The sequence below is a fragment of the Kribbella sp. NBC_01510 genome (assembly GCF_045040325.1).
Taxonomy (GTDB): domain Bacteria; phylum Actinomycetota; class Actinomycetes; order Propionibacteriales; family Kribbellaceae; genus Kribbella.
Window position 1 is genome coordinate 1,025,238 of the sequence record NZ_CP109418.1, and the last position, 25,933, is coordinate 1,051,170.

Annotated in this window: 30 protein-coding genes; 23 read left to right on the forward strand and 7 right to left on the reverse strand. The window is 69.6% G+C overall.

What is annotated here, in order from left to right:
• The first annotated feature begins 189 nt into the window (after positions 1 to 189).
• Complete coding sequence (gene tuf / locus OG558_RS04995; RefSeq protein WP_405069166.1) at positions 190 to 1,377, forward strand: elongation factor Tu; 1,188 nt, start codon at positions 190 to 192, stop codon at positions 1,375 to 1,377.
• A gap of 17 nt (positions 1,378 to 1,394) precedes the next feature.
• Here the strand turns inward: tuf and OG558_RS05000 are convergent, their stop codons facing one another.
• Positions 1,395 to 1,667 carry a DUF4031 domain-containing protein gene (locus OG558_RS05000; RefSeq protein ID WP_405069167.1) on the reverse strand — a complete coding sequence of 91 codons (273 nt, stop codon included), beginning with the start codon at positions 1,665 to 1,667 and terminating at the stop codon, positions 1,395 to 1,397.
• The gene (locus OG558_RS05005; protein WP_329481969.1) at positions 1,664 to 2,368 is read right to left on the reverse strand and encodes a copper homeostasis protein CutC; all 705 of its coding nucleotides are present in this window, start codon (positions 2,366 to 2,368) and stop codon (positions 1,664 to 1,666) included. The genes OG558_RS05000 and OG558_RS05005 overlap by 4 nt, the downstream gene beginning before the upstream one ends.
• A gap of 309 nt (positions 2,369 to 2,677) precedes the next feature.
• Between OG558_RS05005 and OG558_RS05010 the strand changes: the two genes are divergently transcribed.
• The 6 genes from OG558_RS05010 (at position 2,678) to OG558_RS05035 (ending at position 6,995) form a co-directional block, all read left to right on the forward strand.
• Complete coding sequence (locus tag OG558_RS05010) at positions 2,678 to 3,715, forward strand: LacI family DNA-binding transcriptional regulator (RefSeq protein WP_329481970.1); 1,038 nt, start codon at positions 2,678 to 2,680, stop codon at positions 3,713 to 3,715.
• A 117-nt stretch (positions 3,716 to 3,832) separates the two neighbouring features.
• Complete coding sequence (locus tag OG558_RS05015; RefSeq protein WP_329481971.1) at positions 3,833 to 4,048, forward strand: hypothetical protein; 216 nt, start codon at positions 3,833 to 3,835, stop codon at positions 4,046 to 4,048.
• A gap of 217 nt (positions 4,049 to 4,265) precedes the next feature.
• Complete coding sequence (locus tag OG558_RS05020; protein ID WP_329481972.1) at positions 4,266 to 4,610, forward strand: hypothetical protein; 345 nt, start codon at positions 4,266 to 4,268, stop codon at positions 4,608 to 4,610.
• Positions 4,611 to 4,681: 71 nt separating this feature from the next.
• Positions 4,682 to 5,050: a hypothetical protein gene (locus OG558_RS05025; RefSeq protein ID WP_405069168.1), complete on the forward strand. Its 369-nt coding sequence runs from the start codon at positions 4,682 to 4,684 to the stop codon at positions 5,048 to 5,050.
• Complete coding sequence (locus OG558_RS05030) at positions 5,047 to 5,481, forward strand: hypothetical protein (RefSeq protein WP_405069169.1); 435 nt, start codon at positions 5,047 to 5,049, stop codon at positions 5,479 to 5,481. Before OG558_RS05025 ends, OG558_RS05030 begins: the two co-directional genes overlap by 4 nt.
• The gene (locus OG558_RS05035; protein ID WP_405069170.1) at positions 5,478 to 6,995 is read left to right on the forward strand and encodes a multicopper oxidase domain-containing protein; all 1,518 of its coding nucleotides are present in this window, start codon (positions 5,478 to 5,480) and stop codon (positions 6,993 to 6,995) included. Before OG558_RS05030 ends, OG558_RS05035 begins: the two co-directional genes overlap by 4 nt.
• On the opposite strand, the gene OG558_RS05040 is transcribed toward OG558_RS05035, so the two are convergent.
• Both OG558_RS05040 and OG558_RS05045 read right to left on the reverse strand, forming a co-directional pair.
• Complete coding sequence (locus tag OG558_RS05040) at positions 6,992 to 7,483, reverse strand: Clp protease N-terminal domain-containing protein (RefSeq protein WP_405069171.1); 492 nt, start codon at positions 7,481 to 7,483, stop codon at positions 6,992 to 6,994. The two genes, OG558_RS05035 and OG558_RS05040, sit on opposite strands and share 4 nt — an antisense overlap.
• Positions 7,483 to 7,707 carry a hypothetical protein gene (locus OG558_RS05045; protein WP_327637732.1) on the reverse strand — a complete coding sequence of 75 codons (225 nt, stop codon included), beginning with the start codon at positions 7,705 to 7,707 and terminating at the stop codon, positions 7,483 to 7,485. Before OG558_RS05045 ends, OG558_RS05040 begins: the two co-directional genes overlap by 1 nt.
• Before the next feature lie 203 nt (positions 7,708 to 7,910).
• Here OG558_RS05045 and OG558_RS05050 point away from each other — a divergent pair, with 203 nt between their 5' ends.
• Genes OG558_RS05050 through OG558_RS05065 form a run of 4 tightly spaced genes read left to right on the forward strand, consistent with a single transcriptional unit; the run spans position 7,911 to position 9,921 of the window.
• Entirely contained in the window at positions 7,911 to 8,249 is a 339-nt protein-coding gene (locus tag OG558_RS05050) for an ArsR/SmtB family transcription factor (RefSeq protein WP_405069172.1), read from the forward strand.
• Positions 8,246 to 8,716, forward strand: coding sequence for an SRPBCC domain-containing protein (locus OG558_RS05055; protein WP_329481978.1), 471 nt, complete (start codon positions 8,246 to 8,248; stop codon positions 8,714 to 8,716). The genes OG558_RS05050 and OG558_RS05055 overlap by 4 nt, the downstream gene beginning before the upstream one ends.
• A gap of 3 nt (positions 8,717 to 8,719) precedes the next feature.
• On the forward strand, positions 8,720 to 9,328 hold the full coding sequence (locus OG558_RS05060; protein WP_405069173.1) for a dihydrofolate reductase family protein: 609 nt from the start codon (positions 8,720 to 8,722) through the stop codon (positions 9,326 to 9,328).
• Between the two features lie 2 nt (positions 9,329 to 9,330).
• Complete coding sequence (locus OG558_RS05065; RefSeq protein WP_405069174.1) at positions 9,331 to 9,921, forward strand: dihydrofolate reductase family protein; 591 nt, start codon at positions 9,331 to 9,333, stop codon at positions 9,919 to 9,921.
• Here the strand turns inward: OG558_RS05065 and OG558_RS05070 are convergent.
• Positions 9,900 to 10,634: an aminoacyl-tRNA hydrolase gene (locus tag OG558_RS05070; RefSeq protein ID WP_405069175.1), complete on the reverse strand. Its 735-nt coding sequence runs from the start codon at positions 10,632 to 10,634 to the stop codon at positions 9,900 to 9,902. The genes OG558_RS05065 and OG558_RS05070 overlap by 22 nt on opposite strands.
• 129 nt (positions 10,635 to 10,763) lie before the next feature.
• Here OG558_RS05070 and OG558_RS05075 point away from each other — a divergent pair, with 129 nt between their 5' ends.
• The 12 genes from OG558_RS05075 (at position 10,764) to OG558_RS05130 (ending at position 24,411) form a co-directional block, all read left to right on the forward strand.
• Entirely contained in the window at positions 10,764 to 11,555 is a 792-nt protein-coding gene (locus OG558_RS05075; RefSeq protein ID WP_329481982.1) for a thymidylate synthase, read from the forward strand.
• On the forward strand, positions 11,552 to 12,007 hold the full coding sequence (locus OG558_RS05080; protein ID WP_405069176.1) for a dihydrofolate reductase: 456 nt from the start codon (positions 11,552 to 11,554) through the stop codon (positions 12,005 to 12,007). Before OG558_RS05075 ends, OG558_RS05080 begins: the two co-directional genes overlap by 4 nt.
• Before the next feature lie 121 nt (positions 12,008 to 12,128).
• Positions 12,129 to 13,391 (forward strand): toxic anion resistance protein, encoded by a 1,263-nt coding sequence (locus OG558_RS05085; protein WP_405069177.1) that lies wholly within the window; start codon positions 12,129 to 12,131, stop codon positions 13,389 to 13,391.
• A gap of 30 nt (positions 13,392 to 13,421) precedes the next feature.
• The gene (locus OG558_RS05090; protein ID WP_329481985.1) at positions 13,422 to 14,003 is read left to right on the forward strand and encodes a hypothetical protein; all 582 of its coding nucleotides are present in this window, start codon (positions 13,422 to 13,424) and stop codon (positions 14,001 to 14,003) included.
• Between the two features lie 50 nt (positions 14,004 to 14,053).
• On the forward strand, positions 14,054 to 15,445 hold the full coding sequence (locus tag OG558_RS05095; protein ID WP_405069178.1) for an AAA family ATPase: 1,392 nt from the start codon (positions 14,054 to 14,056) through the stop codon (positions 15,443 to 15,445).
• Positions 15,442 to 16,773 (forward strand): hypothetical protein, encoded by a 1,332-nt coding sequence (locus OG558_RS05100; RefSeq protein WP_405069179.1) that lies wholly within the window; start codon positions 15,442 to 15,444, stop codon positions 16,771 to 16,773. Before OG558_RS05095 ends, OG558_RS05100 begins: the two co-directional genes overlap by 4 nt.
• Positions 16,770 to 17,771, forward strand: a complete 1,002-nt coding sequence (locus tag OG558_RS05105; RefSeq protein ID WP_405069180.1) for a glutamate ABC transporter substrate-binding protein — start codon at positions 16,770 to 16,772, stop codon at positions 17,769 to 17,771. Before OG558_RS05100 ends, OG558_RS05105 begins: the two co-directional genes overlap by 4 nt.
• On the forward strand, positions 17,768 to 18,892 hold the full coding sequence (locus tag OG558_RS05110) for a hypothetical protein (protein WP_405069181.1): 1,125 nt from the start codon (positions 17,768 to 17,770) through the stop codon (positions 18,890 to 18,892). The genes OG558_RS05105 and OG558_RS05110 overlap by 4 nt, the downstream gene beginning before the upstream one ends.
• Positions 18,889 to 21,348 (forward strand): tetratricopeptide repeat protein, encoded by a 2,460-nt coding sequence (locus tag OG558_RS05115; protein ID WP_405069182.1) that lies wholly within the window; start codon positions 18,889 to 18,891, stop codon positions 21,346 to 21,348. Before OG558_RS05110 ends, OG558_RS05115 begins: the two co-directional genes overlap by 4 nt.
• On the forward strand, positions 21,345 to 22,391 hold the full coding sequence (locus tag OG558_RS05120) for a protein phosphatase 2C domain-containing protein (protein WP_405069183.1): 1,047 nt from the start codon (positions 21,345 to 21,347) through the stop codon (positions 22,389 to 22,391). Before OG558_RS05115 ends, OG558_RS05120 begins: the two co-directional genes overlap by 4 nt.
• Before the next feature lie 14 nt (positions 22,392 to 22,405).
• Positions 22,406 to 23,683 (forward strand): VWA domain-containing protein, encoded by a 1,278-nt coding sequence (locus OG558_RS05125; RefSeq protein ID WP_405069184.1) that lies wholly within the window; start codon positions 22,406 to 22,408, stop codon positions 23,681 to 23,683.
• A complete protein-coding gene (locus OG558_RS05130; protein WP_405069185.1) occupies positions 23,680 to 24,411 on the forward strand; it encodes an FHA domain-containing protein in 732 nt (243 codons plus the stop codon). Before OG558_RS05125 ends, OG558_RS05130 begins: the two co-directional genes overlap by 4 nt.
• 22 nt (positions 24,412 to 24,433) lie before the next feature.
• Here OG558_RS05130 and OG558_RS05135 read toward each other — a convergent pair whose 3' ends face one another.
• Together OG558_RS05135 and OG558_RS05140 are read right to left on the reverse strand one after the other, a co-directional pair.
• A complete protein-coding gene (locus OG558_RS05135; RefSeq protein ID WP_405069186.1) occupies positions 24,434 to 25,327 on the reverse strand; it encodes an NADP-dependent oxidoreductase in 894 nt (297 codons plus the stop codon).
• Positions 25,239 to 25,931: a Crp/Fnr family transcriptional regulator gene (locus OG558_RS05140; protein WP_405069187.1), complete on the reverse strand. Its 693-nt coding sequence runs from the start codon at positions 25,929 to 25,931 to the stop codon at positions 25,239 to 25,241. Before OG558_RS05140 ends, OG558_RS05135 begins: the two co-directional genes overlap by 89 nt.
• Between the last annotated feature and the right edge of the window lie 2 nt (positions 25,932 to 25,933).

Below are 25,933 nucleotides of genomic sequence, written 5' to 3' on the forward strand. Positions count from 1 at the left end.
CTCCCACGTGGGCGTCAGCTGATTCAGCAACCTTCACCGGCGCGCGAATCCGACCCTCCTCCTGCTGAGCAGGACCCGCGGAGGAGGGTGGTCGCTCACCGGCCCCCTCCGCGCGGTGACAGCGCTGCGGAAGGCAGCCCGGAGGGTCCTGGCTCGCATCGAATCTTCTGACAGCAAAGGGAAATCTTCATGGCCAAGAGCCAGTTCGTGCGGACCAAGCCGCACCTCAACATCGGGACGATGGGTCACGTCGACCACGGCAAGACCACCCTGACGGCCGCGATCACCAAGGTGCTCGCCGACCGCGACCCGAGCGTCAACCACTTCGTGGCGTTCGACGGCATCGACCGGGCGCCCGAGGAGGTCCAGCGCGGGATCACCATCAACATCTCGCACGTCGAGTACGAGACCGCGACCCGGCACTACGCGCACGTCGACATGCCCGGGCACGCCGACTACGTGAAGAACATGATCACCGGCGCCGCGCAGGTGGACGCCGCGATCCTGGTCGTCTCCGCACAGGACGGCGCCATGCCGCAGACGCGGGAGCACGTGCTGCTCGCGCGCCGGGTGGGCGTGCCGTACCTGGTGGTCGCGCTGAACAAGGCGGACACCGTCGACGACCCCGAGCTGCTCGACCTGGTCGAGCTGGAGGTCCGTGAACTCCTGTCGGAGTACGGCTTCCCGGGCGACGACGTACCGGTCGTCCGCGTCTCCGGACTGCGGGCGCTGGAAGGTGACCCGCAGTGGACCGCCGCGATCGGTGAGCTGCTGGACGCGGTCGACTCCTACGTACCGGTGCCGGACCGCGTGCTGGGCGAGCCGTTCCTGATGCCGATCGAGAACGTGCTCACCATCAGCGGCCGCGGCACAGTGGTCACCGGTGCGGTCGAGCGCGGTTCGCTGAAGCTCGGCGACGCGGTCGAGGTGGTCGGGCTCGGCCCGACTGTCACCAGTACGGCGATCGGGATGGAGACGTTCGGCAAGACGCTGGCGTCCGCGGAGGCGGGCGACAACGCGGCAGTGCTGCTGCGTGGCGTGAAGCGCGACGAGGTCCGTCGCGGCCAGGTGGTGGCGTTGCCGGGCAGTGTGCACCCGCACCGGAAGTTCCGGGCGACCCTGCACGCACTGTCCACGGCCGAGGGTGGCCGGCACACCCCCTTCGCCGCGGACTACCGCCCGCAGTTCTACTTCCGTACGACGGATGTCTCCGGTGGCATCGACCTGGGTGAGATCACCCTGGTCATGCCGGGCGACACCATCGAGCTCGGCGTGGAACTGGAGAAGCCGGTCGCCATGACCGTCGGCCTCGGCTTCGCCGTCCGCGAAGGCGGCCACACCGTCGCCGCGGGCACAGTCACGGAGCTGCTCGACTGACCCAACGGCCCTCAACCTCACTCGGTTGGGGGCCGTTGTCTTTTCCGGTGACGCAAACCGGAAGCAATCAATCGACGAACCACTTCCCGACTGGACACCGGGACCGCACCGGCAGCGACCAGGTCGTCGTACCGCTCGCTCGGTACGTCGTAATGGTCCCGGTCGAAGCCGCGGGCGGGGATGCCGGCGGCCTTCGCGAAGGCGTGGAGCTCCTCGTAGGACTCGTCGCTGACGAGGTGGGACCAGAGACGGTTCCACGCCGGCCAGGCCGGTGGATCGATGAGGATCATTCGCGCGCGTCCTGGGCGTCGAGCAGGTTGCGCCAGGAACGCACGAAGCGGGAGTTCACGTACGCCTTGGTCCACGATCCGTCCTGACGGACCGACGAGCCGACATGGAAACGCCGTACGCCGCTCTGGTACAGCCACGGCACATGCTCCGGCTGGAGTCCACCGCCCGCCATCATCACGCCAGCGATCGCGGCGTCCTCCTTGGCCAGTTTGCACAGATCGTCCAGCCCATGTGCGACACCGATCGACGACCCGGCCGTCAGCACGCAGTCCAGCCCGGCCAGCGAGCGGAGTGCTCGCCACGCCGGCCCCTGCTCCAGTACGGCGTCGATCGCACGATGGAACGTCCACGGCGTACCGGCGAAGGTGCTGGCCAAGGCGGCCACCGACTCGACATCCACCTGGTTGTCGGGTGTCAGGAACCCCAGGACGAAGCCGTCCGCGCCGGCCGAGAGGTAGGACTGCGCCATCGCGGTCAGCCTGTTCTGCTCGGCGCCGCTGAGTGTGAACGAATCCGACAGCCGCAGCATCACCCGCAACGGCAGGTCGGTCGACCGCCGGATCGCACTGACCGTCGACACCGACGGCGACAACCCGTCCGCCTCCATCGACGCACACAGCTCCAGCCGGTCCGCCCCACCCTCCTGCGCCGCCTCCGCATCGGCGGGATGCAGCGCAATCACCTCCAGCAGAGACCCCATGCGGGCCATCATCCCGCACAGCGGGAGCGGGCTGGCGAAGACACGGTGCCGGGCCATCATCTGGACCCACGACACCAGCGCCCGGACCGACTGCAGGGGGAGCCGTACCGACGAACGGGTAGTAGCTGCCGGTCACCGCACCCGCCCACCGCTCCCCCGCGTGAACGTCCCGCCCGACGCCGACCACTACCCGTCCCTCGGTACACCCCCCGACCACTGTCATCGGAAATAGGTGTTGCACTCCCCCGGGGTCTTCTGTATCGTTTTTCTAGAACGATTTAGTAGAACGATGCAGAGAGGAGTCGGACGATGGCTGGGGTCACCCTGAAAACCGTGGCGAAGGCCGTGGGAGTGTCGCCGTCGACCGTCTCCAACGCCTACAACAAGCCCGACCAGCTGTCCGCCGCGCTCCGCGAGCGGATCCTGAGCACCGCCCACGAGCTCGGGTACTCCGGTCCGGACGCATCCGCCCGGGCTCTGCGCAGCGGCAAGGCCGGTGCGATCGGGGTCCTGTTCACCGACAAGCTGTCCTACGCCTTCTCGGATCCGTACGCGGTCGGCTTCCTGGCCGGCCTGGCCGAGGTCGCGGAGGAATTCAGCACCAGCCTGCTGCTGATGCCACTCAGCTCGACCGACATCGCCGGCGGCAGCAACGCCGTCCAGCAGGCCTCCATCGACGGTGCGGCGATCTTCTGTGTGCCGGGTGGTCATCCGGCACTCGAGATCCTCGCCAACCGTGGCATCGCGGCGGTGTCCACCGACCGCGGCGACCACCCGGACCTGTCCTGGGTCGCCATCGACGAGGTGGAGGCGGCCGCGCAACTGGGCGAGCACCTGGCCCGGCTCGGTCACCGCGACGTCGTCGTACTGGTCGACAACGCCCAGGCGGCCGGGGGCCGTCCGGTGGAGCTGACGCCGGACGAGGTCGGCTACACCGACTGCGAGCTGCGGATTCGCGGCCTGCAGAAGACGATGCCGGACGCGCGGCTGCGGATCGTCTCCGGCGGCCACAACGCGTTCAGCTCCGGGCTCGCCGGCGCGGAGTGGGTGCTCGACTCGCAGGACCGGCCGACCGCGATCGTCGGCCTGAGCGACGTCCAGGCACTCGGCGCGATGGAGGCGATGAAGGTCCGCGGACTGACCCCAGGCCGGGATCTGACCGTGGCCGGCTTCGACGACATCCCGGCCGCGGGACCGGCCGGACTGACCACGGTCCACCAGCCGATCAAGGACAAGGGCCGCGCGGTCGGCCGGATGCTGCTGGACCCGGTCACCACCGAGCGACAACTCCTGATGCCGACCGAGCTCGTCGTCCGTAAGAGCAGCGGACCGGCACCTCGACGCTGACAATTCCACACCACACCTGGGCCCCGTCCGGGTTCCTGGGTTGATACCGCACGACTTCTTCCGACGGCCAGACCGGCCGCCGGCCGACCCACCACGCTCTCGGGAGGGAGCAGAACCATGACGTACTTCATCGCCGGTAACACCGCAGTCGAGAACGCTCGCGCAGTCGCGCAGTCGGCGCTCCCGAACGCTCCCCAGCAGCCGTACCACGAGCCGGCCCCGCGCCGTACTCTCGCGGCCCGCACCCGGCTCAGCGCCGTACTGCGCTCCGCCGCCGAACGCGAGCTCCGCCTCGCCGACCGCCTCGACCCCGCCTGCCCCACCGCCGGCTGACCCCGGCCGGCTGACCCCGGCCCACGCCGACCGGCCCACGCCGACCGGCCCTCGCCGGCTGACCACGCGAGCGGATAACCCCTCGCGGTGCCGGTTCTCCCGCCTTCATACGGTGGGAGAACCGGCTACTCCGGGGGATCTCCCCTGGAGTGACCGGTGGGTGGGCGGCGAGGGAGGCGTGGGGTTTTGTCGGTTCGGTCTGGCACTCTGAAGGGCGATGAGTGAGCCAAGGGTGTTGCTGACCGCCCGAGCCATGGTCCTGCACGACCTGGCCGCGCGGGGATTCGACGACGCGGTGATGGTGTCGTTGCTCGAGGACGCGGTGGCCGGCCGGCAGTGGTGGCTGGACCAGTGGCCGGACGGCGCGGAGCACATCGCCGGGCTGGTTGCGCAGGACGTCCAGGACCGCCTGGTCGACTCCGGCGTCCGCTGGCCGCGCTGTACGGCGTGCGACGACCTCAACGACCACGAGCTGCGGATCGAGCCCGAGCTCGGCCCCGATCCGCACTGGGTCTGCGAACGCGCCGGGATCGAGGTCGCGCCACTCGGCCACCTCACCTGACAAACCCCGGACGACAGTCCGGGGAATACCTGATTGATCTACATGTAGCCAGGCTACTATCGTCTGTCTACATGAAGTCCCTCACCGCCCTCAGACTGGTCGCCGGCGTCCATGCCGTCGCGATCTGCCTGCAGCCTGTCTTCGCCGGGATCTACCTGAACGGATCCGGCGCCGCGATGCGGATGCACGAGCCGACTGGTCTGGCGCTCACCTTCACCGGGCTCCTCCAGTTGCTCATAGCAACGATCTGGTGGCGGTCCGGCGGTCGGCTGCTCGCCCCGGCGGCGACGCTGCTGATCACGCTGGGCGAGGGCTTCCAGGTCGCGATGGGCTACACCCGCCAACTGGCGATCCACATCCCGCTCGGCGTCGCCCTGGTCGCCGGCGCGGTCGCCTTCGCCGCCTGGACCACTCGCCAGCGCGTGGCGGTGCCGGTATGACGACGCACACCGCCGAACAGGTCGAGAAGTCGGTACGCCGGCCGCGCGCGAGCCTGGTGTCCCTACGGATCGTGCTCGTTCTCCACGCCGCACTCATCGTCGCGCAGCCGATCCTGGCCGGCTACTTCCTGTCCGGCAATGTCGACGCGATGAACATCCACGGCCCGATCGGCTCGTCGGTGTGGCTGGTCGCGCTGATCCAGTTCGTCGTCGCGGCGATCTACTGGCTGGGCGGCGGCGGCCGGAGCTGGCCGACCGTCCTCACCGCCGTGCTGTTCGTCGCCGAGTTCGTCCAGCTCGTCTTCGGCTACCAACGGAACTTCGCCGTCCATATCCCGCTCGGAACGGCGATCGTGATCACCGTCGTCTGGATGACCGTCTGGTCCTTCCGTCCCACTGCACGCCTGAGTCGCCGGGAGGCGAAGCGATGAAGATGTCCCGCCGCGGGTTCCTGGCCGTTGCCGGAGGCACCGGCGCCGCCCTGACACTGACGAACTGCGGCAGCGAGGCCAAGCCCGCGCAGGCCGGTGAACTGCTCCGCAGCAAGGCGCCACTGCCCGAGCCCTTCAAGGTGCCACTCCCGATCCCACCGGTGAAGAAGCCGATCCGCACCGACACCAGTGCCGACTACTACCGCGTCGTACAACGCAAGGCCAGCTTGGAGATCCTCCCCGGCCTCAAGACCGAGGTCATGGGGTACGACGGCCTCCTGCCGGGACCCACCTTCGATGTCCGGAGTGGGCGGACAACGGTCGTCGAGCAGGTCAACGAGCTCGACGTGTCGACCGTCGTACACCTGCACGGTGGTCACACCCCGGCGTCGAGTGACGGCTGGCCGTTGGATCTGCTGATGCCGGCCGATGGAGATCACTCGGGACACCACATGATGGCCGGCGGTGACATGAAGATGGGCAGCCGGACCTACACCTACCCGAACACGCAGCGGGCCGCGATGCTCTGGTACCACGATCACACGATGGACTACACCGCACCACAGGTCTATCGGGGTCTGTTCGGTCTACACATCATTCGCGACGACGAAGAGGATCGTTTGCCTTTGCCGGCGGGCGATCGGGAGATCCCCTTGGTCATCGCGGACCGCGCGTTCGCCGCGGACGGCTCGTTCCTGTATCCGGCCGCGAAGGACGGTCCCGGCGTCGAAACGTCATACATGGAAGGGGTTGTCGCCGACGTCACCCTGGTGAACGGCGCACCGTGGCCGGTGCACGAGGTGGACGCGGTCCGCTATCGCCTGCGGTTCCTCAATGCGAGCAACGCCCGCCGCTACGAACTCGCCTTCGACAAGGGCCCGGCGACATTCGTCCAGATCGGCAGCGATGGCGGACTGCTGGACGCACCGGTCGAGCACAAGACGTTGGTGATCGCCCCGGCCGAGCGCTTCGACGTGATCGTGGACTTCTCGCAGTACCAGCCGGGCGACGAGGTCACACTCGTCAACAAGCTCGACAACCACGCGAACGTCCTTCGCTTCAAGGTCGCCCGCAAGGCCACCGACGACAGCAGTATCCCGGCCAAGCTCTCGTCGTACGCCGTACTCCCCGGGCCGGCCGGTGTCGTCCGGCGGAAGTGGCTGTTCCACCGCGGCAACGCGAACGGGCATCAGGGGTGGACGATCAACGGGAAGGCGTTCGACCCGGCGGTGATGCAGGCCCAGGTGAAGCTGGATCAGTTCGAGATCTGGTCGTTCGTCACCGATGTCCATCATCCGGTGCACGTCCACCTCGCACCGTTCCAGGTGCTCAGCCGCGGCGGTGGCAAGCCCGGCGGGTACGACGCGGGCTGGAAGGACACCGTGGATATCCGGCCGGCCGAGGTGGTCGACGTGCTGGTCAGGTTCAGCGCGCACAAAGGCAAGTACCTGATCCACTGCCACAACCTCGAGCACGAGGACATGGCCATGATGGCGGCGTTCGAAACGATCTAGTGGACGCCCTGAGCCAGGGCCGCGGCGGCCTTGGCGCGCAGGGCGGTGCGGTCGACGCCGGCGACCTGCAGGGCGCGGGCGACGCGGCCACGGTCGGTGTCGAGGAGGCCGACCAGGATCCGGGTCGGGCCGATCCGGCCGGCGCCGATCTTCGGCGGCGCGTCCATCGCGCGCTTGAGCAACAGCTTGGTCGACTCTCCCATCTGCGGATCGCGGCCACGCTCTGGTGTTGCCATCGGCAACAACCCGATCCGGACCGCGATCCCGGCAACGGCGAGGCTGTGCTCCCACTCGCGCCCGAGCGCGGCCCGGATCGCGTCCTCGGTCAGGCCGGCCTCGGCCAGCATCCGCGCGGCGGACGTGGTCCGGGTAGCGGCCAGCGCGAGCAGCACATGCTCGGCCTCGACCGTCCGGGATCCGTCCCGGCGTGCCTCGTCCCGCGCGCCACGCACCAGCAGCGCACGGATGTCCTTTGCGTCCGTCGGCATCAACGCCTCCTCAGGGCGACGCCGGCGGCGACGAGCCGCCGGGCGTGTTTCTTGTGCACGGCCTGCCGGGTGACCCCCAGCACCTCGGCCACCTCGGACCAGCTCCAGCCGGCCCGCATCGCCTGCTCCACCTGGCTGTCCTCCAGCCGGTCGGCCAGCCGGCGCAGCGCGACCACCGCGGCCAGTCCGGCCGCCGGGTCCTCGGGATCCACCAACTCGGTCATATAAGCAACTTAGGTTGACACGATCGATCTGTCAACCAAAGTTGCTAACAGCCCATAGGTCAGCCCATGAGCTGGTGGGTTGGCCAGCGGTATTCCGGTGGGCGAACCCACCCTGTCGTGGGTGGACCCACCAGAGGGTTGACGGCGAGGTGGCCCGTGGCTATTGTCAACCTATCGGTTGATCAAGGGAATGGTTGATAAACATGACAGTTGACGACGACCAGCTCGACCGGGCGTTCACCGCGCTCGGCGACCCGCTCCGGCGAGCGATGATCGCGCGACTGTCCCGGGGGCCGGCCACCGTGAACGAGCTGGCCGAACCGTTCCCGATCACCAAGCAGGCGGTGTCGCGGCACATCCAGGTGCTCGAGGCCGCCGGGTTGATCACCCGGACCAGGGACGGGCAACGCCGCCCCTGCCACCTGGTCCCGGCCGCCCTCGAAGCACTGACGAGCTGGATCGACGAGTACCGGCTCGAGACCGAACGCCGGTTCCGCCGGATGGACGCAGTACTCAAAACCGTGAAGGAGCAGGAGCAATGAGCGACACGATCATCAACACCCCGGCTGGTACGCCGTTCGTCGAGGTGACACGCGAGTTCGACGCCACCCCGGCGCAGCTGTTCAGGATCTGCACCGACCCCGACCTGGTCGCCGCCTGGCTCGGCCCGCGCGACCTCGACGCCACCATCGAGAAGTACGACGTACGCCCGGGCGGGACGTACCGCTACATCCACCGCGACGACTCCGGCGAGTACGCCTTCCGCGGCGTCTTCCACACCGTAGAACAGGACAAGCTGATCATCCAGACCTTCGAGTGGGAAGGCGCTCCGGGCGAGGTCTGCCTGGAGAAGATGACCCTCGAACCGACCGAGACCGGCGTCCGCCTACACCAGCAGTCGGTGTTCTCCTCGGTGGAGAGCCGCGACCAGTCGATCGAGTACGGCATGGAGCACGGCATCCGCGAGTCGATGGACCGCCTCGCCGAGCTCGTCGCGAAGGAGGGCTGACCGATGAGCGACGTCGTCATCGACATCTCCGTGTCGCTGGACGGGTACGTCACCGGGCCGAACGTCGGTCTCGGCAACGGCCTCGGCGACGGCGGCATGGCCCTGCACGACTGGGTCTTCCACGGCAACGACGCGGATCGCGCCGTACTGGACGCCGCCTTCGAGGCCACCGGCGCTGTCATCCAGGGCCGGAACCTGTTCGACATCATCGACGCCCCGGGCGGCTGGAGCGACGAGATGGGGTACGGCGCCAAGCCGACCGGCGAGGTGAATCCGCCGGTCTATGTCGTCACCCACTCTGCGCCGGCAAACCCCCGGCTCGGCGATCGCTTCCACTTCGTCACCGACGGCGTGGAGAGCGCGGTCCGGCAGGCCGCGGAGGTTGCCGGGGGCAAGGAAGTGGTGGTGATGGGCGGCGGGCAGGTCTGCCACGAGGTCCTCGCTGCCGGGCTGGCCGACGTCCTGCGGTTGCACGTGGCAACCGTCGTACTCGGCGACGGCACCCGGCTGTTTCCGGCCGAGGCCGGGCCGGCGGTCGGGCTGGAGCTGGTCGAGTGCGTCTCGACGCCGGCCGCGCAGCACCTCACCTATCGAGTCGTGAAGGAAAAGTAGCCATGGGCAACGTCATCGCCGCCGCCGTGGTCTCGCTGGACGGCTTCGTCGCGGATACCGAGGACGGTGTCGGACCGCTGTTCGACTGGTACAACAACGGCCCGGTCGAGCTGTACGGAACAGACCCGGGGCGGCCGTTCCACGTCAGTCCGGCGAGTGCGGACTATGTCAACACGGCTTGGAGGAAGGTCGGCGTGGTGTTGTGCGGGCGGCGCCTGTTCGACATCACCAACGGCTGGGAAGGCGTCCCGCCGTTCGGGCAGCATGTCGTCGTCGTCACCCACGAGCCGCCTACCGACTGGCCGTTTCCCGATGCGCCGTTCACCTTCGTCAGCGGGATCGAGGAGGCCGTCGCGAAGGCCAAGGAGCTCGCTGGTGATCAGGACATCTCGCTCGCCGCCGGGAACCTGACCGGCCAGGCGCTACGGGCCGGCCTGATCGACGAGCTCTCGTACAACCTCGTCCCGGTGATCTTCGGCACCGGCAAGAAGTTCTTCGGTGACTACGCCGGCGAGCAGATCCTGCTCGACGACCCGGAGATCATCGTGGGTGACCGGGTCACCCACCTGCACTACCGGGTCAGCAAAGGATGAGCCGCGATCACGGTCCGGGACCCGGGCGCCACCTCGGTGAAGCCCGCGTCCTGGACCACCGGCAGGCCGCTGGTCAACAGCCGCCGCCACTGCGCGGGGCTCGCCGTCCGAACTGCCAGTGCGAAGTCACTCGCCATCCAGTCCTTGCGGGCCTCCGCTGACAACTCCCACCAGGCGAGCTGCGCCGCATGGCCACACTGCGCCATCGCCTTCCCGCTCGACATCTCCAGGTCCGGATTGATCCACAACACCGGTACGCCGGGCTCGGGCGGCGGCACTTCGCCGGAGTCTGTGAAATCGGTCCCGCTCACCTGCAGGTTGGCGAACTCCGCCGGTACGTCGTCCATCGGCGTCGGCGGGAACACCCGAACCTCCGCCACAACCGCCGGCTCCTCGGCATCCACCGGGGCCTCGGCACCCGCTCCAGTTCCGGTGACCGTTATCCCGGGTATCCCCTCGGTGCGGCGCCACTCGGCGCCGCGAGCGCGCTTGACGATCTTCCGGATCCGGTCGTCCTGCCAGGCACGCATAGCCCCGGCCCACTCCCCTTCACCGGTCGACCCCTCACCAGTCGCCGTCGCCCCCTCGCCGGTCGAGCGCTCGTCGGCCAGGATCGCGAGCACCGCCCGCGCCGCTGTCTCCAGTGCATCGGTCTGCGCCGGCCGCGCGCCCTTCTCGACCCGCACCACCAGCGTCAGCACGTACTCGTCCACCCCGCGAGTCTGCCAGCCCGGAACTCCAGGCCATCACAACGGCCCGGTCCGGCCGCTCTCTCCGAGTAGACACGACGCGCGATCGCGATTGTGATGGCCTGGACGTCCGCACCAGGTAGCGTTGCCGCCATGCAGCAGTACCTGGACCTCGTACGGCACGTGCTGGACAACGGGGTGGAGAAGGGGGACCGCACCGGGACGGGCACGCTGAGTGTGTTCGGGCACCAGTCGCGGTACGACCTCCGGGCCGGGTTCCCGGCGGTGACGACGAAGAAGCTGCATCTGCGGTCGGTGATCGGGGAGCTGATCTGGTTCCTCAGCGGCTCGACGAACATCAAGTGGCTGCACGAGAACAACATCTCGATCTGGGACGAGTGGGCCGACGCGGACGGTGAGCTGGGCCCGGTGTACGGCTACCAGTGGCGGTCCTGGCCGACGCCGGACGGCCGGCACGTGGACCAGATCGCGGGCGTGATCGAGTCGATCAAGAACAACCCGGACTCGCGCCGGCACATCGTGAACGCGTGGAACGTGGCGGACGTGGACGGCATGGCGTTGCCGCCGTGTCACACCATGTTCCAGTTCTACGTCGCCGAGGGCCGGCTGTCCTGCCAGCTGTACCAGCGGTCGGCCGACATCTTCCTCGGAGTCCCGTTCAACATCGCGTCGTACGCGCTGCTCACCCACATGGTCGCGCAGCAGACCGGGCTCGAGGTCGGCGACTTCGTCCACACGCTCGGTGACGCGCACCTGTACGTGAACCACCTGGACCAGGCCCGCCTGCAGCTCACCCGCGAGCCCCGGCTGCTGCCGACGCTCCAACTGACGCAGCGTGACTCGATCGACTCCTACGAGATCGCGGACGTCCAGCTGATCGGCTACGACCCGCACCCCGGGATCAAGGCGCCCATCGCCGTATGACCGTGATCCTCATCGCCGCGGTTGGCCGGAACGGGGTGATCGGGCGGGACAACGATCTGCCCTGGCGCATCCGCGAGGACCTGCAGCACTTCAAGGCGCTCACGCTCGGCCACACGCTGGTGATGGGCCGCAAGACCTATGACTCCATCGGCCGGCCGCTGCCCGGCCGCCGTACCGTCGTCGTCACCCGCCAGCCCGCCTGGTCCGCCGACGGCGTCGACGTCGTCCACACCCTCGAAGAGGCCCTCAAGTACGACGGTGACCTCTACGTAGCCGGCGGCGGCGAGATCTACCGCCAGGCCCTCCCGTACGCCGACCGCCTGGAACTCACCGAGGTCGACCAGTCCCCCACCGGCGACGTCACCTTCCCGTCCCTCGACCACGCCGCCTGGACCGAAACCAGCCGCGACCCCCACGACGGCTTTACCTTCGTTGGCTACCGTCGCAGCTAACAACGAGTAGGCAACGGGGACTCCATGGGGACCTGGAACCGACTAGATTGGCTGCGCGTCACGGAGGTGACAGCGCGCGGGCGAGGGGATGCCTCGCGGAGGCCACCGGAGGGGAACGACGATGACCGAAGCAGACAACACAGCAGGCGCACCGGCCGCTGCGCAGCCGGCGATGGCGCCGTTGCAGCCGCCGACGGCTACGGCTCCTGGACTGATACTGACCGCTCCACCGCCGTCACAGCCGGTTGCCGCGACGGCCGCCCCGAGTCTGGCGCCCGCCGTGGATGCGGCCGCGCTGCCCGGCCTCGACGCGAAGGTCGACACGTTCCTCACCTCGTTGATGGCAGCCGAGCCGCGGTCGCCGGAGTTCGCGGCCAAGGCCACTGACGTCCGGAGCATGGGCGACGTCGACATCCGCGCCGCCGCCGACAGCTCGAACCGCCTGCTCCAGTCGCCGGTCCGCGCGTTGCAGAGCGGCGGACTGTCCGAGGGTTCGACCGTCGGCCAGACGCTGCTGGACCTTCGCCGTACGGTCGAGGACCTGGACCCGAAGGCAGCCACCGGCTCGAAGAAGCTACTCGGGCTGATCCCGTTCGGGGACAAGATCGAGGACTACTTCCGCAAGTACCAGAGCGCGCAGAGTCACCTCGAGGGCATCCTGCACGCGCTGCGCAATGGCCAGGACGAGCTCGGCAAGGACAACGCCGCGCTGAACCTGGAGAAGCAGCAACTCTGGGACGCGATGGGCCGGCTGAACCAGTACGTGTACGTCGCCGAGCGCCTGGACGCCCGGTTGTCCGCGGCGATCGCCGAACTGGAGGCGACGAACCTGGACAGGGCGAAGGCGTTCCGCGAGGACCTGCTGTTCTACGTCCGCCAGAAGCACCAGGACCTGCTCACCCAGCTGGCCGTGTCGATCCAGAACTACCTGGCCATCGACATCGTGATCAAGAACAACATCGAGCTGATCAAGGGCGTCGACCGCGCGTCGACGACCACCGTCTCGGCCTTGCGTACGGCGGTCATCGTGGCGCAGGCGCTGAGCAACCAGAAGCTGGTGCTCGACCAGATCACCGCACTGAACACGACCACCAGCGGGATGATCGAGCGGACCTCGGAGATGCTGCGCGACAACTCGGTCGCGATCCAGCAGCAGGCCGCGTCCGCGACGATCGGGCTGCCGCAGCTGCAGGCGGCGTTCGCGAACATCTACGCGACCATGGACGCGATCGACACGTTCAAGGTGGAGGCGCTCGACAACATGGCCGCCACCATCGGCACGCTGGAGACCGAGGTGACGAAGTCCCGCAGCTACCTGGAGCGGGTCGAAAAGCAGGACCAGCGGGTCGTCCACGGCAGTCTCGACCTCGACCTCGGTCGCTGACGCAGAGTCAACTGGGGGACAGGGAACTGCATGACACTCGGTGACTTCTTGGCGCGGCTGACCGGCCGCAAGCAGGAGCCCGAGCCTGCCCCGTCTCCCCGCGCTCCGACGAACGACGACCTGCTGGCGGCGCTCGTCCGCGTCGAGCAGTTGGTCGCGGACGGCGCCGTACCGGCGGTGGTCGCATCACGGGTCGGCCGGGTGGTCCGGACCGTGCGGGACACGATCCCGCGGCTCGGCAATCTCGGTGGGAGTGCGCAGGCGTACTCCGTGATGGCGACGGCGACGGACTATCTGCCGGAGGCGATCGGTGGGTATCTGCGGCTGCCGCGGCAGTGGGCGGACACGCGGCCGGTGGACCGGGGCAAGACGTCGCTGATGATCCTGATCGACCAGTTGGACCTCTTGGCCGCGACGATGGACAAGGTGTTCGACGCGGTGAACCGGGCCGACGCGGCGGCGCTGATCGCCCACGGCCGGTTCCTGCAGGAGAAGTTCGGCACCGGCTCGACCGGCGGAGGCCTGGCCATCGGCCCGACGGCGTCGACACCACCACCGGACATCGGCCCGGCGGGACCACTGGCACCACCACCTGGACGGGGAGGGTCATGAGCGGCGCGGGGGGAAGGTCACTCTCGGAAGCAGTGTCGGAGCTGGTTGCCGTGGCTGCTCGTGCGGGTGTCGCCGAGCCGACGGCCCAGGCGGAGGGGTTGTCGCTGGCCGCCGCGTTGGCGGAGTCCGCTCCGGGTGCACCCGCGGACTGGGCGAAGGCCAGCCCGGGTGCGACGACACAGGACTTCTTCGATGCCGCCGTACGCGGTCGTCGCTGGCGTGGTGCGCCGACCGCCGTGCTGACCGAGCTGGTCATCGCAGGCTCGGCCGAGAAGGTCGCGTACGCCGAGGCTCTCGCCGAGGTCGCGTCCGCGGCATGCACGCTGGGCGAGCCGACCATGCGAGTCGTCGGCAACGCGTCCGTGGCGGCGGCCGCGCAGCTCCAGGCTGCGGGGGCTCGGCCGCTGCAGACTACGGGCGGACCACTGCAGACTGCGGGCGGACCGCTGCAGGCTGCCGGGCCGGGGCCGCTGCCGGCCGGCGTCACTCCGGCCGTCCCGGCGAAGTCGCCGGCCGAGGCCGCGGAAGTCGCTCCCGAGCCCGCCAAGTCCGTTGAGGAATTGCTGGCGGAGCTGGATGAGCTGACCGGGTTGGCTCGGGTGAAGCGGGAAGTGCATCGGCAGGTCGCCGTACTGCGGGTGGAGAAGCTGCGGGCCGAGGCGGGGCTGAAGAGTCCGACGATCACGCGGCATCTCGTGTTCGTGGGGAATCCCGGCACGGGCAAGACCACGGTGGCGCGGCTGGTGAGCGGGATCTACAAGGCACTCGGGCTGTTGTCGAAGGGGCAGTTGGTCGAGGTCGACCGGTCCGAGCTGGTCGCCGGGTATCTCGGCCAGACCGCGACGAAGACGGCCGAGGTGGTCGCGTCCGCGGCCGGCGGGGTGCTGTTCATCGACGAGGCGTACAGCCTGACCTCGGGTGACACGGGCGCCGACCAGTACGGGCGGGAAGCGGTCGATACGCTGGTCAAGGAGATGGAGGACCGGCGCGACGACCTGGTCGTGATCGTTGCCGGGTACCCCGAGCCGATGGAGGCGTTCATCGCGGCGAACCCGGGGCTGGCCAGCCGGTTCCGGACCACGATCGCGTTCGACGACTACAGCGACGACGAGCTGACCGACATCCTCACCGGGCTCGCCGAAGCCGCCGACTACGAGCTGGTGCCGGAGGCGTTGGACAGGTTCCGGGAGATCCTGGGCGTCACGCCACGGGACGACTCGTTCGGTAACGGGAGGTTCGCGCGCAACGTGCTGGAGGCCGCCATCGGCCGGCACGCCTGGAGGCTTCGCGACGTGACGGCACCGACGAAGGACCAACTGCGTCAGATCCTCGCCGAGGACCTCACCGAGGAGCCAGTCGACTCCGTTGCGTCCGAAGAACCGAGGGCTGTAGACCTCACTTCTTCGGACGCAACGGAGCACGAGCAAGGAGGAGAGGCGTGACCCAGACTCAGAGTGCGCCGCCCGCGACCCGGTCGCCGTCGGCCCCGCCGTCCAGCAGCACCACATTGCCGGCTCCCAGCGCCCGGAAGCCCGGCGTGCGGGGTCTGGTCGCCGCGTGGTTCGAGGGCACACCGGGCCGGATGCGCGCCTTCCTCGTCCTGGCCGCGGCTGTCAGCGTCGTCTTCGGCCTGGCCGCGGCGCAGGGTTTCCGTCAGTCCGACGGTGCCCTCGACCGCGCCAAGGCCAACGCCGCCCAGGTTGTCCGCATCCAGGCGATCCACACCAACCTGGTCAGCGCCAACGCCGACGCTACCAACGCGTTCCTCGTCGGCGGTCTCGAGCCGCCGGATCAGCGCCAGCACTACGTTGACTCGATGGCGTCGGCGGCCCGCCTGATCTCGGAAGCCGCGTCGGCCCAGCCGGCCGACCAGAAGGCACTGGGCGAGCTGAACACCACGCTGGTCACGTACGAAGGCCTGATCGAGCAAGCCCGGGCGAACAACCGCCAGGGCCTCCCGATCGGATCGCAGTACCTGCGGGACGCGAACGCCGTACTGCAGAACGACTCCCTGCCGCTGGTGAACGCGCTGGTGGACGCCAACGAGAAGCGCGTCGACACCGAGTTCGACGGCGTCAGGTACGGCACGATCTGGGTTGTCGCCGGCGGCGTGGTCGCGCTGGTGGTCTTCGTGATCACGCTGCGCTGGCTGGCCCGCCGTACGCACCGCTACATCAACATCCCGATCGCTGCCGGGGGCCTGCTCATTCTGCTGACCACCATCGTCGGCGGCGTCTCGCTGTCCAGTGCGTCCGGCAATGCATCGAGCACCCGCGACGACGCCTACGCCAAGACCCTGGCCTTGTCTCGCGCCCGGATCGCGGCGTACGACGCCCGCTCCAACGAGAGCCTCACCCTGATCGCGCGCGGCTCCGGCGACGCCTTCGACAAGGCCTACAACACCGCCTCCGCCACCGTCGACGACGAACTGAAGAAGTCCTCCGGCACGGCCATCGACCTCACCACCCGCTGGAACGAGTACAAGAGAATCCACGGCGCGGTCCGCAAGGCCGACACCAACGGCAACTGGGACAACGCCGTCGCGATGGCCGTGGGTACGACGAAGGACAACAACTCCGTCGAAGCGTTCAAGTCCTTCGACCAGAGCTCCACCGACGAACTGCAGTCGACGAGCGACACGGTCTCGTCCGAGCTGTCGAACACCCGCGGCGGCCTGCCGCCCATCGGCTGGCTCGGCTTGCCGCTCGGCATCGTGGCTGCACTGCTCGTCGTCTGGGGCATGTCGCAGCGACTGGAGGAATACCGATGAAGAAGCTCATCCCGATCGCGGCAGCCGCCGCCCTCCTCCTCACCGCCTGCAGCTCCGGCAACTACGCCGCCACCGAAATCCCGGCGAAGCCCTCCGCGACAACGGCACCGCCCGCGACGCCGGCCCCCCAGGACTGCACCAACGCGTTGCAGTCGTACGCGCCCGAAGGACCGTTGCCGCCGCCCGGCCAGATGCCGGCGGACAGCACGATGCGCAAGATCCAGGACTACGGTCGCCTGGTCGCCGGTGTCTCCGCGGACAGCCTCAACCTCGGCTCCCGGAACCCGCTGACCGGCAAGATCGAGGGCTTCGACATCGACATGGTCAACGCCGTCGCGGAGGCGATCTTCCCCGACGCCAAGACGAACCCGAACCGGGTCGAGCTGCGGGTGATCTCGACCCCACAGCGGCTGCCCGTGCTGACGGCGCCGCGGAAGCCGGGGGCGGTCGACATCGTCGCCCGGAACATGACGATCACCTGCGCCCGCTGGAAGGACATCGCCTTCTCCGCCGAGTACTACCACTCGGGCCAGAAACTGCTGGTCCGGACCGATCTGAAGAATGCGAACGGCAAGCCGGTGCAGAACCTGGACGAGCTCTCCGGCCAGACGGTCTGTGCGCCGGCCGGCTCGACCAGCCTGGACAACCTGCGCACGAAGTACCCGAAGGTGATCCCGATCACGGCGGACACCGCCACCGGTTGCCTCGTGCTCTTCCAGCAAGGCAAGGCCGTCGGCATCACCGGTGACGACACCGTCCTCGCCGGTCAGGTCGCGCAAGACCCGTACGCGCGGGTCACCACGGCACCCGCGTTCAGCGCCGAGCCGTACGGGCTCGGCATGAACGCCGGCCAGGTGGACTTCGTCCGGTTCGTGAACGGCGTGCTCGAGCAGATGAAGAAGGACGGCCGCTGGCAGCAGTCCTACAACAAGTGGTTCAGCTCTCTGGGCACCGCGACTCCCCCGGCGCCGGCTTACGGTCGGGTCCCACCGTCATGACTGTTCGTACGCCGACTGTGAGCGCGCCGGCGCCGCCGGGGCGGATGGGGAGCAGTGTTCCGGCTGCGGAGCTGCTGTCCTTCCTGGATGCGCTGGGGACCTGGCGGGATCGGCGGAAGGCTGAGTTGGAGGAGCTGGATCAGGCTGCTCTGCATTCGGCGGACGCGGATGCCTTGAGCGCGGATGTCGTGCTCAGCATGGCGGTGTGGAAGGCCGTGTCGGATCGGTACGAGCTGATCCTGGTGACGTGGGATTCCGGGCGGGTCGGAGTCAAGGAGACCGAGCGGATCTCGACGCTGATCTGGGGCGGTCTGGACACCGGCGGCGCCGGCGGATCACTCGCGGTTTCGTTGCCTGAGGCATGCAAGTTGTCGGATGCGCTGGCGTCCAGCCTGCGGGCCAAGCTGGCGCTGGAGCCGGGCGACGCGGACCTGGCTGCCCACCTGCGGCAGCTGCGCGCGCAGGTCGAACGGATCAACGACCTCGTCAAGCTGGAGCCGGCGACCGTTCGCAACGCGGCGATCGCCGAGCACCACGACCTCGACCGCCGCGTCACCGACCTGATCGAGCGCAGCAAGCGGGGCGCGGACATCGGCGGACTGATCGGCCCGCTCGAGATCGACGCGGCCCGGGCCGAGCGCGACCTGATCGTCGGCGCCGCGACCCGCAAGGAGCGAGCCGCCGACGTCGCGCGGGCGCGTTCGCTGCGCAGTGAACTGGAAGCGCAGGGCACCGCGGTCCGAGCCCTCGCCGACAAGGCGGTCGCCACCGTCACACCGGCCCCGCGGCTCGCCGTACCCGATGTGACCGCGCTCGGCCCGGTGCCGAACACCCCGGCCGAGCTGGAGAAGTACCTGAGCCGGCTGGACGCCGTACGACGGGCGCTGGGTCAGGCGCAGGCGGCGTACGGCGCGGCACTGGCGCACCGTGACGAGCTGGCGGCGTTGCTGGACGCCTACCAGGTGAAGGCGAGCAGCGTTGCCCCAGGCAACGAAGATCTCGCGGAGCTGTACCGGCGCGCCCGCGCGGTGATCGAGCAGGAGCCGGTCGAGCTGACCCGCCTGGGCGCACTCGTGACGGCCTACCAGGCCTACCTGGAAGCCACCGGAGGGACGAAATGACGACGACCATCGCGTGCACCCAGCCCGGCTGCACCGGCAGCATCGTGGATGGGTACTGCGACATCTGCGGCTCCCCCGCGACCGCCTCGCCGGCCGCCCCGGCCACCGCCTCCTCGGCCTCCTCGGCCGCCCCGGCCACCGCCTCCTCGGCCTCCTCGGCCACTCCGGCCGCCGCCTCCTCGGCCGGCTCGGCGACCGGCGCCTGCACGCAGCCCGGTTGCACGGGGACCTTCGTCGACGGCTACTGCGACGTCTGCGGCTCCCCCGCGCCCGACGGCACCACGAGCCCTTCCGCCGTCTCCGGCGCACCGGCCGTGACCAGCGACCCCGACCCGATCAGTACGCCGTCGACCGTGTCGCGCGCATCCAACCGGCTCGCGTCGACGCCACTCGGCTCGGCCCGGGCTGCCCAGGCCGGGTCCAAGCTGACCCGCAAGCTCGGTACCTCGTCCACCCGTCTGCGCGGAGCGCGGCTCGGTGCCGGGCTGACGCACGTACCGTCGATCCCCGCGATCGACGCGAGCAAAGCGATCCTGGTCAACCCGCAGGTGCCGGAGGACCGCCGGAACTGCCCGAACTGTGGCAACCCGGTCGGCCGGTCCCGCGCCGGCCAGCCCGGCCGGACCGAGGGCTTCTGCCCGAAGTGCCGCAACAGATTCTCGTTCTCGCCGAAGCTGCAGGCGGGCGACCTGGTCGGCGGTCAGTACCAGGTGGCCGGCTGCCTGGCGCACGGTGGTTTCGGCTGGATCTACCTGGCCCGGGACAAGAACGTGTCCGACCGCTGGGTGGTGCTGAAGGGCCTGCTCAACTCCGAGGACCCGGACGCCGTCGCGGCCGCGATCGCCGAGCAGCAGTTCCTGGCCCGGGTCGAGCACCCGCTGATCGTGGAGATCTACAACTTCGTCACCCACGACGGCGCCGGCTACATCGTGATGGAGTACGTCGGCGGCACGTCGCTGAAGACGTTGCTCAAGCAACGAATGGCCGCGAACAAGGGCCAGTACGACGCGCTGCCGATCGACCAGGCGATCGCCTACCTGCTGGAGATCCTGCCGGCGTTCTCGTACCTGCACGATCTCGGCCTGGTGTACTGCGACTTCAAGCCGGACAACATCATCCAGGTCGGCGACGCGGTCAAGCTGATCGACCTCGGCGGTGTCCGGCGGATCGATGACATGGACTCCGCAATCTACGGCACCGTCGGCTTCCAGGCGCCTGAGGTCGCCGAGGTCGGCCCATCCGTTGCCTCCGACATCTACACGCTCGGCCGGACGCTGTGCGTGCTGGCGATGGAGTTCCGCGGCTACCAGTCCCGGTACGTCACCTCGCTGCCGCCTGTGGGCGAGGTGCCGCTGTTCCAGCAGTACGACTCGGTGTACCGGCTGCTGCTCAAGGCGTGCGCCCAGGATCCGGCGGACCGGTTCCAGTCGGCCGACGAGTTCCGCGTGCAGCTGCTCGGCGTACTGCGGGAGATCGTCGCGGACAAACAGGGCGACAAGGCGGCGCAGCACTCGGCGTCGTCGCTGCTGTTCGGCACTCCTGGCGACAAGGCGCTGGGCCTGGGTGACACGGCCGCACCGTGGCAGCAGCTGCCCTCGCTGGCGCCGGACGACAGCGACAAGATGGCGGGCTGGCTCAAGACGGTCAGCGTGCCGGACCCGGGCAAGCGGCTCGAGTTGCTCGTGGACGCGCCGGAGTCGTCCCCGCAGATCCTGCTGGAGATCGCCGAGGCTGCGCTCGAGGTGGGCGAGGACCGCTACGACATGGTCGACACCGCGGTCTCGGACCTGCTGGCCGAGGATCCGTGGGAGTGGCGGGCAGTCTGGATGGCCGGACTGGTCGCACTGGCTCGCGGGGACGCGGCCGCGGCCCAGTCGGCGTTCAACGCCGTCTACGGCCAGGTGCCGGGTGAGCTCGGGCCGAAGCTCGCGCTGGCGATCGCCTGCGAGCAGAGCGGCGAGTACGACGTTGCCGAGGGCCTCTACCTCACCTGTGCGCGGACCGACGCCAACTACATCGCCCCCTCGGCGTTCGGCCTGGCCGACATCCGCACGCGGCGGAACGACCTCGACGGCGCCCTCGCCGCACTCGACCTGGTGCCCCGCACCAGCGGCTCGTACGTCCGGGCCCGTCGCCAGCGGGCCGGACTACTGGCAGGATCGGGCCGTGGCCTTCCCGCGCTCGCCCAGGCGATGGACAGCATCGACGCGCTGACCATCGACCCGGTCGACCGGGCCAACCTGGCCGCGGACGTGTTCCGGACCGCGCTGGCCGAGGTCCAGCAGTCCGGTCCGCAGGAAGGACTGCGGATCGACGGCCGGGAGGCCACCGAGCCGGCCCTGCGGGACGGGCTCGAGGCCACCTACCGGCAACTGGCCGACCAGGCGCAGAGCCGGCCGGAACGGATCGCCCTGGTCGACCAGGCCAACGAGGTTCGAGGATGGACGTTGCGATGACGAGTACGACCCAGACGGTCTGCCCCAGCTGCGGCGGGCCGGTGTCCGAGGCCGATCGCTTCTGCGAGGCCTGCGGCGCCGAGCTCAGCCCCAGCACCCCGAGCACGCCCGCCTTGGACACCGACACCGAGCCGACAGTCGAGATCATGACAGGGACCAGTCCGGCAGGTCCGTGCCAGTCCTGCGGTGGCGTCATCGGTGCGGAGGGCTACTGCGAGACGTGCGGCACCAAGGCCGCCAAGGTCCGGGACCACTACACCGAGCAGCCCAGCCCGTGGGTGGCCGGCGTGTGCGACCGCGGCATCCGACATAGCCGGAACGAGGACGCGCTGGCCATCGCTGCCGACCCCGAACCGGGCAGCCGAGCGCTGCTGGTCGTCTGTGACGGTGTCAGCTCGTCACTCGACTCGGATGTCGCGTCACTGGCCGCATCCCGCGCGGCTCGCGACGTACTGACGGCCGGGCACGCGCAAGGCCTGGGCACCGAGTCGTCCCGGAGCAGTGCGATGGTCGCCCGGCTCGAGGCGGCTGCCGATGCGGCCAATGACGCCGTACTGGACAACACGAGTCCGGACAGTCCCAACCCGGCGTCGTGTACGTTCGTGGCGACGATCCTGGAGGACGGTGTGCTGGTGGCCGGCAACGTCGGGGACAGTCGCGCGTACTGGTTCCCGGACGAGGCCGAGGCGGTCGCGCTCACTGTGGACGACTCGTGGGCCGCCGAGCTCATCGCCACCGGCATCTCGCGTGAGGAGGCGGAGTCCGGTCCACACGCGCATGCGATCACCCGCTGGCTCGGCAAGGACGCGCCGGACCACACTCCACGGACGACGACGCTCCGGGTGACCGGGCCGGGCTGGATCCTGGTCTGCTCCGACGGACTGTGGAACTACTGCTCCGAGGCGGCACCGCTGGCCGACCTCGTACGTCAGACCGCTGCGGCGAACGGTGGCGAGTCGATGGCCACCGCGTCCGCCCTGGTCGACTGGGCCAATGCCCAGGGTGGCCAGGACAACATCACCGTCGCGCTGGCGCGGCTCTAGGAAAGGGACCCGAGATGGCCGAGTTCTCCGCCACCGTCTACCAGAACGAGTTCCTGCCGGACGGCGGAACGGATGTGCACGCCATTGTCACGGTGAACTGCAGCGGCGCCGGAGCGGCCGGGCAGTCCGGCAGCGGTGACGCCGGCGAGATCATCATCGTCGACACCTCCGGCTCGATGGGCCGCGAGGGTGTCCAGGCCGCCGCGTACGCCGCGCAGACGGCGCTCGATCAGATCCTCGACGGGGTCTGGTTCGCGGTGATCTCCGGCAACGACCGCGCCCAGCTGGCGTTCCCGCCGTCGCCGGAACCGGTGATGGTGCGAATGGACCAGTTCACCCGGCAGGCGGCCAAGGACGCGGTGTCCCGCTTCTACGCCGACGGTGGGACCGCGATGGGCACCTGGCTGCGGCTGGCCTCGCGGGTGTTCGCGACCGTGCCGTCGCTGACCCAGAAGCACGCCATCCTGCTCACCGACGGCGAGAACCAGCACGAGACGCCCGAGGTGCTGACCCAGACCATCCAGGCCGTCACCGGCCAGTTCCAGTGCGACTGCCGCGGTGTCGGCGTCGCCTGGCAGGTCGACGAGGTACGGCGGATCGCGCAGGCGCTCCTAGGCACGGTCGACATCATCCCGGCCCGGGAACAGCTGGCGGCCGAGTTCTCCAAGCTGATCCAGAACGCGATGAGCCGCGGCATCGCCCAGGCCGATCTGCGGGTCTGGGCTCCGCAAGGCGCCGAGGTGCTGTTCGTCCGGCAGGTCGCACCCACGGTCGAGGACCTGACCTCACGCCGTACGGCGATCAACCCGCTGACCGGCTCGTACCCGACCGGCTCGTGGGGAGACGAGTCCCGCGACTACCACGTGGCGATCCGGCTGGCCGCGAAGGGAATCGGGCAGGAGCAGCTCGCCGCGCGAGTGCAGCTCGTGATCGGCGACGACGTGGTCGCGCAGGGCCTGGTCAAGGCGCTGTGGTCCGCGGACGAGGCGCTGACCACCCGGATCAGCCCGGAGGTCGCGCACTACACCGGCCAGACCGAGCTGGCCGAGGCGATCCAGGACGGCCTGGCCGCGAAGGCCGCGGGGGACACCGCGACCGCGACCACAAAGCTCGGCCGCGCGGTCCAGCTCGCTGCCCAGACCGGCAACGAGGAGGCGACCACCCGGCTGCGCAAGGTCGTCGACATCGACGACCAGGAAGCGGGTACGGTGCGGCTCAAGCGGACGGTCGAGAAAGCCGACGAGATGGCACTCGACACGGCCTCCACCAAGACCACCCGGGTGAAGAAATGACGACAGTCAGCTGTCCGAGCGGGCACCCGTCCGTCTCGACCGACTACTGCGACGTCTGCGGCCTGCCGATCGGCGTCGCGGCCACACCGGCCGCCGCGCAGGTGCCGGCCCCCGCCGTCGCGGCGCCGGCGCCGGCCACCACGGCCACGGCTCCGGCTGCCCAGACCTGCCCGAACTGTTCGGAGCCGGCGGCCACGGATGCCCTGTTCTGCGAGAACTGCGGCTACGACTTCACCACCGGCACCATGCCGCGGCAGGCCTCGTCACTCGACCTGTCCACCCCGCCGCCGGTGCCGGCCGCGCCCAAGGAGGTGGCCGAGTGGGTGGTCGAACGCTGGGTCGACCCCGACTGGTACGCCGTCCAGCAGAGCGACGACCCGTGTCCGTCGCCCGGCCTGCCGGTGGTGATCCCGCTGAACGAGAAGAGCGTGCTGATCGGCCGGCCGTCCCGGAGCCGCGGCATCTCGCCCGAGGTCGACTGCGGTGACGACACCGGGGTGAGCCGCCGTCAGGCCCAGCTCACCACCGACGGCCAGCGCTGGTGGGTCGAGGACCTGCAGTCCTCGAACGGCACGTACGTCGCTCCCGCCGCCGGACCGCTCCCCGAGGACCCGATCGTCCCAGGTCAGCGCCAGGAGCTGGACCCGGACGACCGGATCTACGTCGGCGCCTGGACGCGTCTCGTCGTCCGCAAATCCACCCCGGAAGAGCAGGCCGGCCAGGCCTGACCGGCGAGCAGCGGCCGACAGGTCACGGGACCAGGACGAGCTTGCCGCGGACGCCTCCGGCCTGGAGCAGGTCGAGGGCGTCCGCCGCATCCGTCAGCGCGAGCGTCTTGGCGACGGTCGCGGTCAGATGACCGGCTTCCGCGGCGCGGGCAAGACGGTCCAGCGTGCGGCCGTCGGGCTCGGCGCGGACGATCCTGGGCTCGATACCCCGGTCCGCGGTGAACTGACCACCCGGGACCCAGAACTCCGGCACGGTGGTGACATAGCTACCGCCGTCGCGCACCGCCGCAAAGGCCGCGCGAGCCCGCGGCCCGCCGACGACGTCGAGGGCAGCGTCAGCCGACCCCGAGGCCGGTCCCCCGGCCGAGTCCGCTGCCGGCGCCTCGCCCGGGTCCGGTGTGAGGACGGTGATGCCGCGCGCGACGGCGAGTTCGGTCGCGAATCGGCCGACCGCTCCCCGTGGTCCGTTGACCAGCAGCGTGCTGCCCGCTGCGAGGCCGAGGAGATCGAGCGCCTGGTAGGCGGTGAGCCCGGCGAGTGGCAGCGTGGCGGCCTCGGTCCAGTCGAGGTTCGCCGGTGCCGTGGCGACCTGTGCGACGGGAAGCGTCACGTACTCGGCAAAGCCACCGACCTGGGTCCGCGAGTGACCGGTACTGGCGATCACCGCCGCCCCGGCCTCCCAGTCGCCGCCCTCGACCACGCCGGCGACGTCGTACCCAGGCACGAGCGGCAGCCGGAGCTCGTCGTACCAGCGGTAGTTGCCGGCCAGCATGCCGAGGTCGGCGGGGTTGACCGCCGCGGCCATCACCCTGATCAGGACCTCGCCGTCAGCGGGTGCCTTCACCGGCAGGGTGTGTGGCCGCAGGACTGCTCCGGGGCCGACTCGGTCGGTTGCCATCGCGCGCATCGTCGTCATGATCCCGACCGTAGGCAGCCGCGGGCCGGTCGTCGTTGATCGAGATCAATCGCCGCCGGATCCGGCTGAGCGCCTCCGGTGTGATCCCGACGTACGACGCGATCTGGCGTTGCGTGAGCCGGCCGGCGAGGTCCTCGTGGCCTTCGAGGAACAGCCGGTACCGCTCGGTCGCGTCGGCGAGGAGCAACTCGGTCTGGCGTTGCTCGACCCGCAGGTACAGCGCCTCGGTCAGCCGGGCGACGAGAGCCTGCCAGCCCAGGCTCACCCGGACCAACGCGTCGTACGTCGACCGTGGAGCGATCATCAGGTCGGCCGGCTCGAGGGCCTCGATGGTCAGCCTGGAGGGCTCCTGCCGCAGCGCCGCGCTGTAGGCGCAGACGAGCTCGCCCTCGGCGCGGAACGCGAGCGTACGCTCGGTCCCCGCCGCGTCGGTCTGGTAGAGCCGGAAGAGTCCGCGCTCGACGAACCCGACGCGCTCCGGCCGGTCCCCGGCCCGGACAAGCAACTCGCCGCGCTCGACCCGGGCCGCGCGGAACAGCGCGCGGCCACGCTCGGCATCGGCGGCGGGAAGCTGAGCCAGGAAGCGGTCGAAGTTGCTCGTCACCT

Bases quoted from the DNA above. Each gene is read 5' to 3' on its own strand.
- tuf (WP_405069166.1), top strand. From the start codon at position 190: ATGGCCAAGAGCCAGTTCGTGCGGACCAAGCCGCACCTCAACATCGGG.
- OG558_RS05000 (WP_405069167.1), bottom strand. From the start codon at position 1,667: ATGATCCTCATCGATCCACCGGCCTGGCCGGCGTGGAACCGTCTCTGG.
- OG558_RS05005 (WP_329481969.1), bottom strand. From the start codon at position 2,368: ATGGGGTCTCTGCTGGAGGTGATTGCGCTGCATCCCGCCGATGCGGAG.
- OG558_RS05010 (WP_329481970.1), top strand. From the start codon at position 2,678: ATGGCTGGGGTCACCCTGAAAACCGTGGCGAAGGCCGTGGGAGTGTCG.
- OG558_RS05015 (WP_329481971.1), top strand. From the start codon at position 3,833: ATGACGTACTTCATCGCCGGTAACACCGCAGTCGAGAACGCTCGCGCA.
- OG558_RS05020 (WP_329481972.1), top strand. From the start codon at position 4,266: ATGAGTGAGCCAAGGGTGTTGCTGACCGCCCGAGCCATGGTCCTGCAC.
- OG558_RS05025 (WP_405069168.1), top strand. From the start codon at position 4,682: ATGAAGTCCCTCACCGCCCTCAGACTGGTCGCCGGCGTCCATGCCGTC.
- OG558_RS05030 (WP_405069169.1), top strand. From the start codon at position 5,047: ATGACGACGCACACCGCCGAACAGGTCGAGAAGTCGGTACGCCGGCCG.
- OG558_RS05035 (WP_405069170.1), top strand. From the start codon at position 5,478: ATGAAGATGTCCCGCCGCGGGTTCCTGGCCGTTGCCGGAGGCACCGGC.
- OG558_RS05040 (WP_405069171.1), bottom strand. From the start codon at position 7,483: ATGCCGACGGACGCAAAGGACATCCGTGCGCTGCTGGTGCGTGGCGCG.
- OG558_RS05045 (WP_327637732.1), bottom strand. From the start codon at position 7,707: ATGACCGAGTTGGTGGATCCCGAGGACCCGGCGGCCGGACTGGCCGCG.
- OG558_RS05050 (WP_405069172.1), top strand. From the start codon at position 7,911: ATGACAGTTGACGACGACCAGCTCGACCGGGCGTTCACCGCGCTCGGC.
- OG558_RS05055 (WP_329481978.1), top strand. From the start codon at position 8,246: ATGAGCGACACGATCATCAACACCCCGGCTGGTACGCCGTTCGTCGAG.
- OG558_RS05060 (WP_405069173.1), top strand. From the start codon at position 8,720: ATGAGCGACGTCGTCATCGACATCTCCGTGTCGCTGGACGGGTACGTC.
- OG558_RS05065 (WP_405069174.1), top strand. From the start codon at position 9,331: ATGGGCAACGTCATCGCCGCCGCCGTGGTCTCGCTGGACGGCTTCGTC.
- OG558_RS05075 (WP_329481982.1), top strand. From the start codon at position 10,764: ATGCAGCAGTACCTGGACCTCGTACGGCACGTGCTGGACAACGGGGTG.
- OG558_RS05080 (WP_405069176.1), top strand. From the start codon at position 11,552: ATGACCGTGATCCTCATCGCCGCGGTTGGCCGGAACGGGGTGATCGGG.
- OG558_RS05085 (WP_405069177.1), top strand. From the start codon at position 12,129: ATGACCGAAGCAGACAACACAGCAGGCGCACCGGCCGCTGCGCAGCCG.
- OG558_RS05090 (WP_329481985.1), top strand. From the start codon at position 13,422: ATGACACTCGGTGACTTCTTGGCGCGGCTGACCGGCCGCAAGCAGGAG.
- OG558_RS05105 (WP_405069180.1), top strand. From the start codon at position 16,770: ATGAAGAAGCTCATCCCGATCGCGGCAGCCGCCGCCCTCCTCCTCACC.
- OG558_RS05110 (WP_405069181.1), top strand. From the start codon at position 17,768: ATGACTGTTCGTACGCCGACTGTGAGCGCGCCGGCGCCGCCGGGGCGG.
- OG558_RS05115 (WP_405069182.1), top strand. From the start codon at position 18,889: ATGACGACGACCATCGCGTGCACCCAGCCCGGCTGCACCGGCAGCATC.
- OG558_RS05120 (WP_405069183.1), top strand. From the start codon at position 21,345: ATGACGAGTACGACCCAGACGGTCTGCCCCAGCTGCGGCGGGCCGGTG.
- OG558_RS05125 (WP_405069184.1), top strand. From the start codon at position 22,406: ATGGCCGAGTTCTCCGCCACCGTCTACCAGAACGAGTTCCTGCCGGAC.
- OG558_RS05130 (WP_405069185.1), top strand. From the start codon at position 23,680: ATGACGACAGTCAGCTGTCCGAGCGGGCACCCGTCCGTCTCGACCGAC.
- OG558_RS05135 (WP_405069186.1), bottom strand. From the start codon at position 25,327: ATGACGACGATGCGCGCGATGGCAACCGACCGAGTCGGCCCCGGAGCA.